Raw genomic sequence first — 13363 nt, 5'->3', positions numbered from 1 at the left:
CGTGACCCCGCAGCATTTTTCGGTTGCCCCACGGTGACGCCGGCGGGTTTGCGGTCGGGCGCGTTTTAGCGGGCCGTCGTCCGCTCCGGGAGCGTGGCGTCGAGCAGGTCGCGGGTGCGCCGCGCGGCATCCGCGTCGCGGATGCCCAGCGTGGCCACCAGGTCGTCAAGGGCGTCGATTTGCCGCAGGTAGTCGGCGCCGAGTCGTTGGGACAGCGGGCGGGTGCCGAGCTCGTCGGCCATGCGCCAGGCCATGGCCAGGGCCCGCTCAAAGATGCGTTGGCCGGCCTCGGCGCCGTTGGCGGCCGAACCTGCACCGAGCACTGCCACGGTGTTGAGTCGCGAGTCATCCAGGCCCAGGGCCAGGGCTTCGAGCCGGCGCCGGATCCGCCGCACCCTGGAGGCGTTCCGGCCAAACTTGCCCAGGCGCATTGACACGCTGCCGGCATACATGAGCAGCTGCGCGAGTGTCACCAGCGCCAGGGCAAAGGCGGAGGCCAGCAACCAAAAGAGCAGGGTCTCGTTGACGTCCGGTTTCATGTAGCCGTTGCCCTGCAGTCCCCGGGACAGCCGCTCGATTTCGGTCGCCACGGTGCTGGCCCGGAACGAGGAGGCGTAGAAGCTGCCGTATTCCCACGTGCTGTCCCCGAGCCTGCTGATGTCACCGCTCCCGATGGCGCTGGTGATCGGCATGGGGCTGGTCGCGGTGTCATCGGCGAAGACCCACACGGGGATGATGGCCTTCCCGGGCAGCAGTTCGCCGGTGGCCGCGTCGACGAGCTCGGGCAGCTCGGACTTGACGCGCCACAGGGCGTCAACGAAGGCGACGGGGTCGAGGTCCTGGTCGGAGGGCCGGCCCTCGGGAACCCGGGTGTCGGCCATTTTCAGATACGCCCCGGCGTCGCGCACCGCGACGGTCACATCGAGTGCCTCGGTGAACTTGTCATCCAGATAGCGGCGGATGTCTGCCTCGGTCAGTCCCCGGGTGTCTCCGTCAAGGGTGAGGGACCGCAAGGTCTGGGTGCCCGTGAGGTTCCAGCGGGGGCGGTCCATGACGGACTCGGTCACCAGCGCCGCGGCAATGAGGGACACCAGCGCACTGACGATGCCCGCGGTGACACATACGGCCGGGCGGCCGGGTCGCCGGAGGCGCAATTTCCAGCGGTGGCGGGGTGCGGGCGGTTCCTGGCCGTCTGCCGTTCCGGGCAGCGGGTCGTGGAGCGCGCGGGCCGCGGCATTGGCGCTGTCCAGTATGTGGAGGATCCTCTGCGAGCCATGGGCCGGAAGCCCCAGTCCCACCCGCAGCGAGGAGTAGTCTTCCCCGGTGCGAGGGCGCGCCTTGACCCGGCCCCGGCGATGCCTGCGCAACGTCCGATTGACCGAGGTGGCGCTGCGTTCGAGTTCTTGTTCGGCCTTCTTCCACGCCTCCACGGCCGCCGTCGAACGATGGTTCTTGGCCCCCGTGCCCAGCAGGGCAGTGATGGCCTTTTCCAGGCGCCGGATGCGTTTGGACGCAACCGCGCCGGCCGGTGCCGCATCCAGCCGGGCCAGCAACTCGCGCGTGGCAAACGCCAGGGGCGCCGCCAGCTTGTCGAAGGTCCTTTCGCTTCCCTCCAAGCCGCCGAGCACCGAGCCGGCACCCATCAAGGCATCCGCGGAGGCCACCAGGCGCCGCGCCTTGGTTTCGAAGGCGGCCACCATCGCTGCGGTGCGCGGTTTCAGCGACGTCCTGGGGTTGTACACGGCATCGATCACCGCTTCCTCGCTTCGCGCCATGGCCAGCGACGATTCGCGGATCTGTCTCCACGTGGCGCCGAACGCGGGCGGCCTTTGGTCCGGATCGGTGCTCCGGTACGTCACCTCGAGGGCTTCGAGTTCCAGCACGACCCCGGCCAGTTGCAACTGTGCGGCCGCCAGCCGGCGATGGAGGGCTTCGCGGCGCCTGCGCCGGGGCAGCGAAAAACTGAAGGCGAGCACCGTCAGCAGCAGGCCGAGCGCGGTACCGGCGACCCAAAATTCGGGTGTGCGGATGCTGCCGCCATCCAGGACCTCGGCCGCCCGCTGCGCCGCGGCCGCAACCGCCGCCGGCCCATGCCCCAGGCCCACGTTGTTCATGTAGGCGTTGTGGATATCGAACCGGTTCGAGGTGTTCAGGTCGCGGTCCGCATCGGCGGGGTGGATGCCGGCCCCGTTGAAGCGTTCCCTGCGCTCGGAGTTCAGGGCGTCGTCGACGATGGCGGTGCTGATGATGACGTCGGCCCCCGGATCCACGCGTCCCTGCAGCTCGTCGTAGCTCAGCAGGCGGTGCGTGACCAGGATCTTGAGCGGTTTCCACGCAAGGATCGGCTCGGTGACGACGGCGTCGACGGTCTCCTGCGAGATGTTCAGCCGGTGTTCGCCCTGGACGACGATCTGGACCGGTGCCGTCGGACGGGCCGTGACGGCGTTGAATCCGGTTGCCGCGAAGACGAGGGTGCCGAGGCCCAGAAGGAGGGCAATCCAGGGGACGCCGAACGACGGCTTGCGTCGGGCTGTGATCAGTGGCTTGCTCATCGGCTCATTCGAAGGTCGAGGGGGCTTGGCCCCACGATTCTAACGTCTCTTGAATAACCATGGTGCCGTGGGTCGGCAGTGGGTAACATTGCGCGCTGGTCGTGCGGGGACGGCCAGCCGGGACACGGTGGGACCATAATGCAGTCATGAGCAAATCCTTCACGCTGGTACAGCTGCGCTACTTCGGGGCGGTGGCCCGGCTGGAGAACATGACAGCGGCGGCGACCGAGCTGAATGTCACCCAGTCCACGCTTTCCTCGGCCATCGCCCGGCTCGAAGAGGAGTTCGGCGCGTCCCTGTTCACCCGGCTCTCCAGCAAGGGGCTGCGGCTGACCCCGTCCGGGAAGCGCCTGTTGCTGGGATCCCAGGCCTTTCTGGAGGAGGCCGACCTGCTCTACCAAGCGGTCCTCGACGAGGGCGAAGCGCTCGCCGGGGAACTGGTGGTGGGCATGTACTCGCCATTGGCCCCGTTCAAGGCGCCCATAATCCTGCAGGAATTCGAGTCGGCGCACCCCAACGTGAAGGTCAGTTTCCACGAGGGGGACCAGGAGTCGCTGCGCCAGGCGCTGCTCGACGGGGTCTGCGAGTTGGCGCTGATGTACGACCAGGGGGTGGGCGCCGAGTTCGACCGGCGGGTCCTGGAGCGGATCCCGCCGCACGTTCTGGTCCCGGCCAACCACCCGCGGGCCGCCACCCCGAACACGCCTGTCAGCCTGCGGGACTTCGCCGACGAGCCGTTGATCCTGCTGGATGCCAAACACACCCGCGAGTACTACCTGGACATGTTCAGCCAGCTCGGAATCCGTCCATCCATCCGCCATGTGGTCTCCGGCTACGAGACGGTGCGCTCCTATGTGGCCCGCGGCCACGGATATTCGTTGCTGAACCAGCGGCTGACCAACGAACTCACCTATGCCGGCGGCTCCGTGGTTCCGCTGGACATCATCGAGGACCTGCCGCCGATCGAGATGTCGCTGGTCCGCCCCGTCGGAGCCAAACCGACCCGAAAATCGCTCGCGTTCGAGCAGGTCTGCATCGGGCTCTACGGGTCTGGCTCCGATCAGGCGGCCTCCGCCTGACCGAGTTCCAATCGATTCACTCGATGGACCTAACCGAAATAATCCGTTAGACCTATGTGATGGCGATCACCACAATGGTTCCAAGGGTAAACATCAAAAGCCGCCGCTTGAGCCAATGGGTCGAGCGGACCGCACACTCAGGAGCGTCGATGAAGACCGAGATCCATTCACAAGAGCCCCAGGCAGTGCTTCAACGAGAGCGCAAGGCCGCCAGCGGCATGCAAAAGCGGGTGCTCGCCGGCGGCAGCATCGGCCAGTTCATCGAGTTCTACGACTTCACCCTCTACGGTCTCTCCGCGGTGGTGCTCTCCCAGCTCTTCTTCCCCGGCACCAGTGCACTGGCCGGGCTCTTGGCCACCTTCGCAACCTTCGGCGTCGCCTTCCTGGTCCGCCCGCTGGGCGGACTTTTCTTCGGTGCCCTGGGAGACAAGATCGGGCGCCGCAAGGTCCTGTTCATTACGCTCCTGTCCATCGGCGCGGCCACCGCGATGATCGGCCTGCTGCCCACCCACGCGGCAATCGGCGCGGCGGCCCCCATCTTGCTCGTGCTCTGCCGCATGATCCAGGGGTTCTCCGCCGGCGGTGAATCGGTCGGGGCCCCGGCCTTCGTCTTCGAACACGCACCGATCAACAAGCGCGGCTTCTGGCTGAACATCACCCTGGCAGCCACCGCCCTGCCCTCGGTCTTCGGCGGCACGCTGATCCTGGTGCTCTCCAGCTCCATGTCCTCCGAATCATTCATGTCCTGGGGCTGGCGCATCCCGTTCCTCCTGGCCCTGCCCATGGCCTTCTTCGGCCTGTGGATCCGCGCCAAGACCGAGGAATCCGAGGCCTTCAAGGCCGTGCTGGCCAAGGAAAAATCCAAGGAATACAGCCCCATCCGCGAGGCCTTCGCCGAGAACAAGGTCCGCATGCTGCAGGTCATCTTCGTGATGGGACTGACCGCCATGGGCTTCTACTTCCTCTCCGGCTACTTCGTGTCCTACGTCCAGGTCACCGGAAACCTCAGCCGCGACCAGTCGCTGCTGGCCAACGCCACGGCCATGCTCTTCTACGCGCTGCTGCTGCCCGTCGGCGGAATCATCGGGGACCGCGTGGGCCGCAAGCCGATGTTGATTGCGGGCTCCGCGGCACTGGCACTGCTGTCCATCCCGTGCTTCATGCTCGTCACCTCGGGCTCGCTGCCGCTGGCCATTGCCGGCCAGCTGCTCTTCGTGGTCCCGATGTGCATCTACGGCGGAGGCTGCTACACGTTCTTCGTGGAAATCTTCACCACCCGCACGCGCTTCACCTCGGCCGCCATCAGCTACAACGTCGGCTACGCGATCTTCGGTGGATCCGCCCCCTTCGTCGGAACCTTCCTCGTTTCCCAGACCGGGCTGAGCGCCGCACCGGGCTACTACATGGCCGGTGCAGCGGTGATCGTGTTCCTGCTGTTGACCCTCACCAAGGTCCCGGAGACCCACCACCGCGTCGGCTGACCACTTCCCGACCCACCACGCGAACCACCGAACCACTGCAAGGAGCACCCACCCCCATGAGCGATGCAACATTCCTCACCGACTTCCACCACGTCGCCGCGATCGGTGCCACCGAGAACAACGGCGTCGAGCGCCAGGCCGCCACCGAGGCGGACAAATCCACCCGCGACTGGTTTGCCGGCTTCGCCCGGGAACGGAACTGGGAGGTGCGCGTCGACGGGATCGGGAACATGTTCGCCCTGATCGAGCTGGTCCCCGGGGCGCCGTACATCCTGCTCGGATCCCACCTGGATTCCCAGCCGCTGGGCGGACGCTTCGACGGGGCCTACGGGGTGCTGGCGGGCCTGCACGCCGCCGAACGCGTGGCCGAATCCCTGGCCGCGACGGGCACCACCCCGGTTTTCAACCTGGCCGTGGTCAACTGGTTCAACGAGGAGGGCGGGCGCTTTGCCCCCTCCATCATGGGTTCCTCGGTCTTCGCCGGGCTCATGGACCAGGAGAAGATGCTCGCGGTCAAGGACCTGGCCGGCACCACCGTCGCGCAGGCGCTGGAAGCCATCGGATACCTGGGCACCGACGAACGCCCGGACCTTGCCGGCTATGCGGAGATCCACATCGAGCAGGGCAGGATCCTCGAGCGCGAGGGCATCACCCTGGGAGCCGTCGACTACTCCTGGCACACCCAGAAACTCGACATCGAGGTGCTCGGCGAACAGTCGCACACCGGGGCCACGGCCATGGCCGACCGCCACGACGCACTGGTGGCCGCCTCCAAGGTGGTGCTGCTGGTCCACGACGTCACGCAGAAATTCGCCCCGGAGGCGCTGGTGTCCTCGGTCGGGCAGCTGACCCTGGAACCGAACTCCCCGATCGTGGTGGCCCGCCGGGTGCACCTGGTCGCCGACCTGCGTTCGGCAAGCCCGGAAATCGTCGCCGAGGCCAGGGCAAGCCTCTTGGCCGACATTGCGCAGATCGCCAAGGACCACGACATCCGCATCAACGTCAACGACTTCGACGTGCGCGGCATCCAGTACTACCCCGAGGACGGGCTGGAACTGACCGAGAAGGTCGCCGCGAACCTGGGGCTTTCGGTGCGCCGGATCCGCACCATGGCCGGGCACGATTCGGTGGCCATGAACCGCATCGTCCCCACCGTCATGATGTTCATTCCCTCGGTCGACGGGGTCAGCCACTGCGAACGCGAGTTCACCACCGACGCCGACATGGTGGCCGGGGTGAAGGCGCTGGAATCCGTGGCCTGGGAAATGGTCAACGGTGCGCTGGCGGCAAGGAACCCAACCGACCGCGAGCTCTCGAAGGCCGGTTCCTGATGACCTCCACGGCGGCAAATCCCAAGCCGGAGACCTCGCTGGCCCATCTTTCGGCCACCGACGCGCTGGCAGGATTCAGGTCGTTGGACCTCTCGCCCGTGGAGGTCCTCGAGGCCCAGATCCAGCGGATTGAGGAGCACAACGGGGACCGGGCGACCGGCATCAATGCCTTCACCGAGACGCTCTTCGACTCCGCCCGCGCGCAGGCACGCGTCGCGGCAGATGAATACGTGCGACTGGCGCGCGATGGCGGGGGAGCCCCCGCGCTGCTCGGGCTGAGCGTGGCCACCAAGGAAAAGCACGGGATCGCCGGGCTCAAGCTCGAACAGGGCCTGGCCGCCCACCGTGGACGCGTTGCCCCTGTCGACCACCCGGTGGTGGAACGGCTGAGAGCTGCGGGCGGGATCATCCACGCCCGCACCACGAGTCCCGAATTCAGCTGTGCCACCACCACGCATTCGCCCATGTGGGGGATCACCAGGAACCCGTGGAACAAACAGGCCACACCCGGGGGATCCTCCGGCGGCTCCGGGGCCGCGCTGGCCGCCGGGTTCACCACGCTTGCCACCGCCTCGGACATCGCCGGGTCCACCCGCATTCCGGCAGGGTTCACCGGAACCGTGGGCTACAAGGCACCCTATGGCCGGATCCCGGGGGCCGGCGCGCTGGCCGCCGACTGGTACCGCGGCGACGGGCCGATGGGCCGCACCGTTGCCGACACCGCGCTGCTGGCCGGCGTCATGTCCGGACGCCACCACACCGACCACGGCTCGTGGGGCGAAAACGGCATCAACCCGCTCGCCGCAGCTGACGTTGCGGGGTTGCGCATCGGGCTCTCGCTCACGCTGGGCAACTATCCCGTGGCCCCGGAGATCGTCGAAAACACTCTTAAGGTCGCCCGGGCACTGGAAGCCGCGGGAGCCGTTGTCGTGCCGGTTGACTTGCCTTGGACCACCGCGCGGATCACCGAAACGACCTTCGCCCACTTCGGGCACATCCTGGGCCCGGCCATGGCCACGGAAACCGCAGGGACGGAGTCGGAGCTGGCGGCCTACACGGCCCGGTTCATCAAGGACGCCGCGGCCGCCGCAAGCCGGCACACCCTGGTGGAATCCCTGGCCATGGACCAAGCGCTTCAGACGGAGCTGGCCGCGGCGATGGCAGGGCTGGATGCTCTGCTGTGCCCTACCTCGGCGGTGGCCTCGCTGGCCGCCGACGGGGACTACCTGGACGGGATCGAGACCGCAGAGGGGCACTTGGGCCACTATTGGGAGGCGCACCTGACCAGCCCGTTCAATGTCGCCAACCGCTGCCCGGTCGTTTCGGTTCCCAGCGGGCTGTCCCGCGAGTCGGTGCCCACCGGCGTGCAGGTCGTCGGCCACCCCTTCGACGAGGCCATGGCCTTCCGCATCGCCGCTGCCGTGGAGAACCTCGTCCCCGGACCCGGATTCCCGCTGCTGGGGTAGCCCCTACGCCTGCTCGGTTCCGAAGGCGTCGTCGGGATCGGGGTCTTCAATGGCCTTGATCCCGACCAGCCACCGGATGACAACTGCACGCATGGCCTCGTCCTTGAACCTGTACCAGGCTTCGCGTTCTTCCGGGAAGGTGCCCAGCACGTCCCTGAAATGTCGGAACGGCTTGCTGCGGATCAGTGTCTGCTCGAGTTTTGTGCGGGCCTCGCCCTCGGGCAGCGCGTAGGCGAAGTCCTCCATGTGGCGGAACGACTCGTAGGACTCGACGTGGTCGATCGAGGCAAAATTTCCCTCCTCGATGTCCGACTGGTCAAGGTCCTCCTCGAAGCCGGGCAGCACCACGTCCCCGGTATCCAGGTTCAGGTAGAACTCGGCGCCCATGGAACCGTCGTCCTGCATGGCCCAGGCGATCCGTTCCAGGGCGAGGTCCTCGAGCTTCAACATCATGCTTCCTTGCCGCGGTCGGTGCAGTGTCACCACCAGCCTTGCGCCAGCTGACCCATCGCGCAAGGCCATCCGGGCATGGGCGACGATTCCGCCGTTATGGTCCCCACTTCATCCTTGACCATCCCCGTGCCGCGGGGTTAGCTGAAAGCGGTGACCTTCGCGCCGTTGCGCCTTACGTGCGGATCACCACAGTTGTGCGGGATATGGAGCCCACGCTTCCACCGGGCACGTACCCTCCGTCATTCTCCAAGACCCGAAGGGAAAAACCATGAAGACGAGAGCAGCAGTGGCCATTGCCCCCGAATCCGACCTGGAAATTCGCGAAATCGACGTTGACGACCCGCGCGCCGACGAACTGCGGGTGAGGATGGTTGCCTCCGGGGTTTGCCATACCGATGCCATCATCCGCGACCAGTGGTACCCGGTTCCGCTGCCGGTGGTCCTGGGCCACGAGGGTGCCGGGATCGTCGAGGCCGTTGGCTCGGACGTGCAGGGATTCGCCGAGGGTGACAAGGTCGTCATCGGCCCGGCCTTCTGCGGTCGCTGCGAGCAATGCCTCGCCGGGCATCCAATGTATTGCGTGAACTTCTACGACCGGAACTTCGGAGTCCAGCGTCCGGATGGTTCGAAGTCCTTTTCCGACTCGCAGGGACCGATCGGATCGCACTTCTTCGGCCAGTCGTCCTTTGCCGAGCACACCAACGTGGTGGCCCACGGGGCGGTCAAGGTCCCCGATGGCGTGCCGCTGGAGATCCTTGGTCCCCTGGGCTGCGGCATCATGACCGGTTCCGGGGCCGTGCTCAATGTCCTGCAACCACAGCCCGGTTCCTCCATCGCGGTGTTCGGCACCGGAGCGGTGGGCATGGCCGGAATGCTGGCGGCCAAGGCCGCCGGCGCGACGACGATCATCATGGTGGACATCGTCCCCGAACGCCTGGACTTCGCCAAGGAGCTGGGAGCCACCCACACCGTGAACTCCAAGGAGACCGACCCGGTCGAGGCGATCAAGGAAATCACCGGTGGAGGCGCCAACTTCGCGCTGGACACCACCGGGGTGCCCCCGGTGTTCTCCCAGATGACCCAGGCCTTGGCCACCCGGGGCCACGGTGCCCTGGTCGGCGCCGCCAAGCTGGGGACCGAAGCGCCGTTCGCCATCGGCAACCTGCTGCTGACCGGGATCAAGGTTTCCATGGTCATCGAGGGCGACGCGGTGCCCAAGGAATTCATTCCCCGGCTGGTCAGCCTGCACGCCAGGGGCCTGTTCCCGTTCGACAAACTGATCAAGAAGTACCCGTTCGAGGACATCAACCGGGCCTTCGCCGATTCCGCGGACGGCTCGACGCTGAAGCCGGTCATCGTGTTCTAACGCCATCGGATCCGGAGTAATGGGTGGGCGGACATTTCGCGTGGCGCATGTCCGCCCACCGTTCCCGCGAGGCAACGGCTTCGGGCTCAGCCGCCCCAGGTGAAGCGCGGCCTTTCGCCTTCCAGGAACGCGCGCTGGCCGACGGCGAAGTCCTCGCTGGTCGGCAGCTTCGCCCATTCCTCGCGCCATAGCTCGTCCTCCGTATCGCTTCCGGAGACCATCGAATCGATCAGCGACTTCATGGTGTGGATCGAATATTGCGAGCGCGTGGCCATGCGGGAGACCAGTCCCTGGCTCAGGACCTCGAACTCGTCCTCCGGGACCACGTCCGTCAACAGCCCCCAGGCCGCCGCCTTGTCCGCCGGAATCAGGTCCGCGCTGAACAGCACGTATTTCGCCTTGTCCGCGCCCAGACGCTGAACCAGCCGTTCAATGCCGGAACGCGGATAGATGATGCCGAGCTTGGACGGGGTGACAGCAAGCCTGACGGAATCGGCAGCAATGCTCATGTCGCAGGCCGAGGCAATCTGCCAGCCGCCACCCATGCAGGTCCCGCGCACCAGCGCCACGGTCGGCTTGCGCGCCGCACCGATCGCGGCATCGGCGGCACTGAGGTGGTCGATTCTTTCCCCGTCCGGGCCCGCATCGAACAAGATGTGGTCAAGTTCGTTGATGGCGGCACCGGCCGAAAAGTCGTCTCCGCTGCCACGCAGCGTGATGACCTTGACCTGGGGGTCGGCATCGAGCCGGCGCACCTGTGCGGCAAGTTCGATGCACATGTCCCGGGTCAGGGCATTGCGCTGGTTCGGGTTCTCAATCACGATCTCGCCGATGTCGCCCTTGATTTCACTGGAGATGCGACCTGCCAGCGTTTGGGCCGCTGCCCCCGTGGTTGCGCTCATGCCGTCGCTCCGCTCGGGGCCAGGACGGCCGGCTCCCGCACGATGCCCTCTGCCATCAGTCGGTCGATTTGTTCGTTGTCGAGTCCCATGCCGGAGAGGATCTCGCGGCTGTGTTCGCCCAGGGCGGGCGGTGCCTGGCGCACCGGCGTGGGTGCCTGGTCGATGCTCACGGGTCCGCGCAGCACGCGCAACTCCGATCCGTCGGAGCGCCGGGTTTCGGCGATCAGTCCCAGCGCGCGGGCCTGGTCGCTGTTGACCGCCTGCAAATAGTCGAACACCGGACCGCTGGGGATCCCCACGCCGTTGAGCTCCTCGATCCATGCGGCGGCCGGGCGGGTCGACAGCTCCCGGGTGATCAGCTCGTTGAGCTCCTCGCGGTGCAACGCACGGTCCCGGCCGGTGGTGAATCGCGGCTCTTTGGGCAGGTCGGTTCGCCCGATGACCGAGCAGAACGCGGCCCACTGTGACTCGGTGGCAACAGCCACCACGATGTCGTCGCTGGCCGTGGCATAGGCACCGTATGGGGCAATGGTTGGATGGTTGTTTCCCTGGGGCTGCGGTGCTCGATCCAGCGTCAAGGCGGTCTGGCCCTGGAAGGCGGAGAGCCCCAGCGCGGTCTCGAAGAGCGAGGTGGAGACACTCTGTGCTGTCCCGCCCGTTGCCCGCGCATAGAGCGCGCTAACCAGCGCAAAGGCGGAAACCATGCCGGTGGTGATGTCGACGATCGGGATTCCCACGCGGTAGGTCTCCTCCGCGCTTCTGCCGGTGACCGAGGTCAGTCCGGAGGCGGCCTGGATGACCTGGTCCAGTCCGGCACGGTCCTTCCAGGGTCCGGCCGTGCCGTAGCCGGTAATGGAGGACACGATGAGCCGCGGATTGACGGCCCGCAGCCGTTCGGCCCCGAGTCCCATCTTTTCCATGGTTCCCGGCTTGAAATTCTCCACCAGTGCATCGGCGTCGGCCAGCAATCCGGTGAGCAGTTCCCGTCCGGCGTCGCTGTAGAGATCCAGCGAGATCGACTTCTTGTTTCGATTGGTGGAATCGAAATACAGGCTGTGGTCCCCGTCGAACGGCGGCCAGGCCCGCGAGGAGTCCCCGCCGGTGACGGTCTCGATCTTGATGACGTCCGCACCCAGGTCCGCGAGCAATGCGGTGCAGTAGGGGCCGGCCAGCGCGCGGCTGAGGTCGATGACGCGAATACCGCTCAAGGGAAGCAAGGTGTCCTCTTTCTGGGGAATTGAATCTGACATGGCTGCCTAGAACATGGTGGGAAGAACGAGGGTGCCCACCAGTCCCAGCGGGCCGATCACGACCATGGACATGCCCCACCTGGTCAAGAGCCTGTTGATGCGCGGGCGCTCGTCTTCCTCGACGGTGGCCACCAGCGTGGCCCCCACGGTGGAAAACGGGGAGACATCCACGATCGAGGAACAGACACCGAGCGCGGCGATCAGGGCCCAGCCTGCAATGTCGCCCGAGGCCACCAGCGGGATGGCCAGCGGCACCAGGGCCGCGAGCATTCCGGTGGTGGAGGCGAAGGCCGAGACCAGGCCGCCGATCAGGCAAATGACCAGGGCCGCGACAAGCGGGGCGCCGATTTGGCTGGCCGCCTCGCCCAGCAGCTCGACGGCTCCCATTTTCTGCAGCACGCCGACGAAGGTGATGATGCCGCCGACCATCAGGACGGTGGACCAGTCGATCTTGCCCACGGCGGTCTTGCCGGTCTTGGGGTCGACCAAGGTCATGACCGAAGCGAAGGCGAAACACAGGATGCCGATGTCCGGGTCCAGGCCGCACACGGCCAGGACGATGACGCTGGTGAGCAGTCCGAGCATGCACAGGACGGTGACCAGCTGGGTGCCGTTCATCCTGGGGCGCGCGGTCGGCGCGGCATCGGCCCGCTCGAGGGTCTGCAGGCCGCTGCGGGCCGCCTCGGCGCTGCGGCGCATCAGCCCCTCGCGCTCGAACGGGTGGGCCGGAAGCGGGCCGCGGCCCGCGAAACGCGGCGCGTCGGAGGGCTTGAGGGTCCCGGTTGCCCGCGACCTGAGCAGCGCGAAACCGCCGAACATGGCGTAGGCGGCGATCATCAACACGAGGTTGGCGCCGAGTGCGACGCCGAAGAGCAGCAGCGGGTTCAGCGGGATTCCGACCGAGTGGGCGGTCCCATAGGTCACGATGCCAAAGAGGCTGGTCGGGGCGAACCCGCCGGCGCTCAGGCCGCACCCGATGGCAAGTCCCATCAGCATCCGGTCGATCCCGTATTTCTTGGCGAGCGGCATGCCGATGGGTGTCAGGACGAGGCCCGCCAGCGGGGAGCCCATGGCCGAGATGCCGACGGACAGTGCAAAGAAGACGATGGGGAGAACAAAGGCGTTGTCGCCGACCTTCGCAATCGCGGATTCGATGATCTTGTCAACGGTCCCGTTCTCCTGGGCGATGGCGAAGAAATAGGTCACCCCCACGAGCAGCACCAGGATGGAGACGGGGAAGCCCCCGATCACCTGCTTCATTTCCAGGTCAGCCAGCCAAATGCCGACACCTGCGGCCGCGGCGAACATGATGACGCCGAGGTGGACCTTTCGAAGCGTGGCCACGGCAAAGATCCCCACGAAGATCAACAAGGCAATGATTTGAGAACTCACGCTCGTCCTTTCACTTGCACATCTTGCGGTTCACTGGTTGAACCGACGGTTCATTTTCGGAATTCGGATGTAAGCTATATCACAACAAGGC

General features: G+C 66.5%; 10 protein-coding genes. 5 read left to right on the top strand and 5 right to left on the bottom strand.

The features are described from left to right. Window positions 1–65 precede the first annotated feature (65 nt). Window positions 66–2552 (bottom strand): hypothetical protein, encoded by a 2487-nt coding sequence (locus AC6CHY_RS02040; protein ID WP_498225252.1) that lies wholly within the window; start codon window positions 2550–2552, stop codon window positions 66–68. A gap of 146 nt (window positions 2553–2698) precedes the next feature. On the opposite strand from AC6CHY_RS02040, the gene AC6CHY_RS02035 reads away from it, so the two are divergent. The 4 genes from AC6CHY_RS02035 (at window position 2699) to AC6CHY_RS02020 (ending at window position 7909) form a co-directional block, all read left to right on the top strand. Then, window positions 2699–3631, top strand: a complete 933-nt coding sequence (locus tag AC6CHY_RS02035) for a LysR family transcriptional regulator (RefSeq protein WP_498225251.1) — start codon at window positions 2699–2701, stop codon at window positions 3629–3631. A 149-nt stretch (window positions 3632–3780) separates the two neighbouring features. Then, window positions 3781–5112: an MFS transporter gene (locus AC6CHY_RS02030; RefSeq protein ID WP_498225250.1), complete on the top strand. Its 1332-nt coding sequence runs from the start codon at window positions 3781–3783 to the stop codon at window positions 5110–5112. A 56-nt stretch (window positions 5113–5168) separates the two neighbouring features. Continuing rightward, complete coding sequence (locus tag AC6CHY_RS02025; protein ID WP_498225249.1) at window positions 5169–6443, top strand: M20 family metallo-hydrolase; 1275 nt, start codon at window positions 5169–5171, stop codon at window positions 6441–6443. Beyond that, the gene (locus AC6CHY_RS02020; RefSeq protein ID WP_217387236.1) at window positions 6443–7909 is read left to right on the top strand and encodes an amidase; all 1467 of its coding nucleotides are present in this window, start codon (window positions 6443–6445) and stop codon (window positions 7907–7909) included. Before AC6CHY_RS02025 ends, AC6CHY_RS02020 begins: the two co-directional genes overlap by 1 nt. A gap of 3 nt (window positions 7910–7912) precedes the next feature. Here the strand turns inward: AC6CHY_RS02020 and AC6CHY_RS02015 are convergent, their stop codons facing one another. Beyond that, entirely contained in the window at window positions 7913–8362 is a 450-nt protein-coding gene (locus tag AC6CHY_RS02015) for a UPF0158 family protein (RefSeq protein ID WP_217387237.1), read from the bottom strand. A 268-nt stretch (window positions 8363–8630) separates the two neighbouring features. On the opposite strand from AC6CHY_RS02015, the gene AC6CHY_RS02010 reads away from it, so the two are divergent. Then, the gene (locus tag AC6CHY_RS02010) at window positions 8631–9728 is read left to right on the top strand and encodes an NAD(P)-dependent alcohol dehydrogenase (RefSeq protein WP_498225248.1); all 1098 of its coding nucleotides are present in this window, start codon (window positions 8631–8633) and stop codon (window positions 9726–9728) included. Window positions 9729–9814: 86 nt separating this feature from the next. Here the strand turns inward: AC6CHY_RS02010 and AC6CHY_RS02005 are convergent, their stop codons facing one another. From AC6CHY_RS02005 to AC6CHY_RS01995, 3 genes are read right to left on the bottom strand one after another with little or no spacing between them, the layout of a single operon-like run. After that, entirely contained in the window at window positions 9815–10630 is an 816-nt protein-coding gene (locus AC6CHY_RS02005; protein ID WP_498225247.1) for an enoyl-CoA hydratase/isomerase family protein, read from the bottom strand. Continuing rightward, window positions 10627–11838, bottom strand: coding sequence for a CaiB/BaiF CoA transferase family protein (locus AC6CHY_RS02000; protein WP_254455731.1), 1212 nt, complete (start codon window positions 11836–11838; stop codon window positions 10627–10629). The genes AC6CHY_RS02005 and AC6CHY_RS02000 overlap by 4 nt, the downstream gene beginning before the upstream one ends. 48 nt (window positions 11839–11886) lie before the next feature. Next, the gene (locus AC6CHY_RS01995) at window positions 11887–13272 is read right to left on the bottom strand and encodes an SLC13 family permease (RefSeq protein ID WP_498225246.1); all 1386 of its coding nucleotides are present in this window, start codon (window positions 13270–13272) and stop codon (window positions 11887–11889) included. Between the last annotated feature and the right edge of the window lie 91 nt (window positions 13273–13363).

The organism is Paeniglutamicibacter sp. GQ140 (assembly GCF_059759235.1).
The sequence above is the reverse complement of the archived record's forward strand: the minus strand, read 5'-3'. Positions and strand labels throughout refer to the sequence as shown.

What these genes read in the sequence shown, in the direction of transcription:
- AC6CHY_RS02020 (WP_217387236.1), top strand. Translation starts at nt 6,443, where the DNA reads ATGACCTCCACGGCGGCAAATCCCAAGCCGGAGACCTCGCTGGCCCAT.
- AC6CHY_RS02035 (WP_498225251.1), top strand. Translation starts at nt 2,699, where the DNA reads ATGAGCAAATCCTTCACGCTGGTACAGCTGCGCTACTTCGGGGCGGTG.
- AC6CHY_RS02040 (WP_498225252.1), bottom strand. Translation starts at nt 2,552, where the DNA reads ATGAGCAAGCCACTGATCACAGCCCGACGCAAGCCGTCGTTCGGCGTC.
- AC6CHY_RS02015 (WP_217387237.1), bottom strand. Translation starts at nt 8,362, where the DNA reads ATGATGTTGAAGCTCGAGGACCTCGCCCTGGAACGGATCGCCTGGGCC.
- AC6CHY_RS02005 (WP_498225247.1), bottom strand. Translation starts at nt 10,630, where the DNA reads ATGAGCGCAACCACGGGGGCAGCGGCCCAAACGCTGGCAGGTCGCATC.
- AC6CHY_RS02025 (WP_498225249.1), top strand. Translation starts at nt 5,169, where the DNA reads ATGAGCGATGCAACATTCCTCACCGACTTCCACCACGTCGCCGCGATC.
- AC6CHY_RS02010 (WP_498225248.1), top strand. Translation starts at nt 8,631, where the DNA reads ATGAAGACGAGAGCAGCAGTGGCCATTGCCCCCGAATCCGACCTGGAA.
- AC6CHY_RS02030 (WP_498225250.1), top strand. Translation starts at nt 3,781, where the DNA reads ATGAAGACCGAGATCCATTCACAAGAGCCCCAGGCAGTGCTTCAACGA.